A 1904-nucleotide genomic window follows, 5' to 3' on the forward strand; every position below is an offset into this window, starting at 1 on the left:
ACCGAGGCCCTGTTTGTGTATGTTGCCATCGACGAGCAGGGGCGTATCCGAGAGGTCCCGGAACAGTAATCCGTTCCGGGCACGACTGCCCCGCTAACACGGCTCCAACGGCGCATAGGCCAGCACCAGCCACTTGGCGCCATCGTCAAAATTGACCTGCACCCGGGTATGGTGGCCGCTGCCCTCGCAGTTCATGACGATGCCCTCGCCGAACTTGGGATGACGCACGCGCTGGCCCAGGGAGACCCCCGCCTGCTCACTGGCCTGGGCGGCGAACATCCCTTCGTTGGGCCGTTCCACCAGCGCCGGGCGGCTCACCGTGTTGCGCAGCCGCACTTCCTGCAGGCAGTCCGACGGAATCTCACGAACGAAGCGGGACAGGGCGTGGAATTTTTCCTGGCCGTAGATGCGGCGGGACTCGGCGTAGCTCATCACCAACCGTTTCATGGCCCGGGTGATGCCCACGTAGGCCAGGCGCCGCTCTTCCTCCATTCGCCCGGGTTCTTCCAGCGACATGCTGTGGGGGAACAGCCCTTCCTCCACCCCGGCCAGGAACACCAGGGGGAACTCCAGGCCCTTGGCGGAGTGCAGGGTCATCAACTGAACGCTGTCCTCATGGGCCTCGGCCTGGGACTCGCCGGCGTCCAGGGCAGCCTGGGCAATGAACTCCGCCAGCGGGTCGACGCCGTCTTCCACCTCGAAATCCGCCAGGGCGTTGACCAGTTCCTCCAGGTTCTCCACCCGCGCCTGGGCCTTCTCGCCCTTCTCATTGGCATGGTGATCCTTGAGCCCGCTCTCCTCGATGGTCTGTTTCATCAGACCCTGCAGGCTGGCATGCTCCGCCTGCTCGGCGAGGGATTCGATAATCTCGATGAAGCGCTGCAGACCGGTCTTGGCCCGGCCCTTCACCTGCCCCGCTTCGAGCAGACGCTCGCTGGCTTCCCACAGGGAGATGCCCTGCTCCGTGGCGAATTCGCGCAGGTCCGCCAGGCTCTTGGCGCCAATGCCCCGGGGCGGCACATTCACCACCCGCTCGAACGCGGCGTCGTCCCGGCGATAATGGACCAGCCGCAGGTAGGCCAGGGCGTTGCGGATTTCCTGTCGGTCGTAGAACCGTAGCCCCCCGTAAACCCGGTAGGGAATGCCCTGGCGCATCAGCGCCTCCTCCAGCACCCGGGACTGGGCGTTGGAACGGTAGAGGATGGCGCTCTCGCTGCGCAGGTTGCCGTCGGCCACCCAGCTCTCGATGGTGTCGGCGATGTAGTTGGCCTCGTCCTGCTCGTTGAAGGCGGCGTAGAGGCTGATCGGCTCCCCCTCCGGGCCGTCGGTCCACAGCTCCTTGCCCAGCCGGTCCTGGTTGTTGGCGATCACCGAGTTGGCGGCCTTGAGAATCAGCTGGGTGGAACGGTAGTTCTGCTCCAGCCGCACCAGCCGGGCGCTGGGGAAGTCGCGCTGGTACTGCTGGATGTTCTCGATCTTGGCCCCGCGCCAGCCGTAGATGGACTGGTCGTCGTCGCCAACGATGGTCAGCGGTACCCGGTGCCCGGCCAGCACCTGCAGCCAGGCATATTGAATGGTGTTGGTGTCCTGGAACTCGTCCACCAGGATGTGCTGGAAGCGGCGCTGGTAGTGGGCCAGCAGCTCGGGCCGATGCAGCCAGAGTTCGTGGGAGCGCAGCAGTAGCTCGCCGAAATCCACCAGCCCGCTCTGCTGGCACAGGGCCTCGTACTGACGGTAAACCCGGACCATGGTGTCGGCAAAATGATCACCGGGATTGACCTGGATGTGGTCCGCCCGCAATCCCTCGTCCTTCTGGCTGTTGATGAACCACTGCACCTGTTTTGGCGGCCAGCGGCTCTCGTCGATCTGCAGCTCCCGCATCACCCGCTTGACCAGCCGCAGCT

1 protein-coding gene is annotated in these 1904 nt (G+C 65.1%); it reads right to left on the minus strand.

What is annotated here, in order from left to right:
• Window positions 1-93 precede the first annotated feature (93 nt).
• The coding region (uvrD, locus tag R3175_RS18065) for a DNA helicase II (RefSeq protein WP_318945735.1) at window positions 94-1904 on the minus strand (1811 nt) is incomplete at its 5' end.

This window comes from Marinobacter sp., assembly GCF_033722735.1.
In the GTDB taxonomy this organism is placed as follows: Bacteria; Pseudomonadota; Gammaproteobacteria; order Pseudomonadales; family Oleiphilaceae; genus Marinobacter.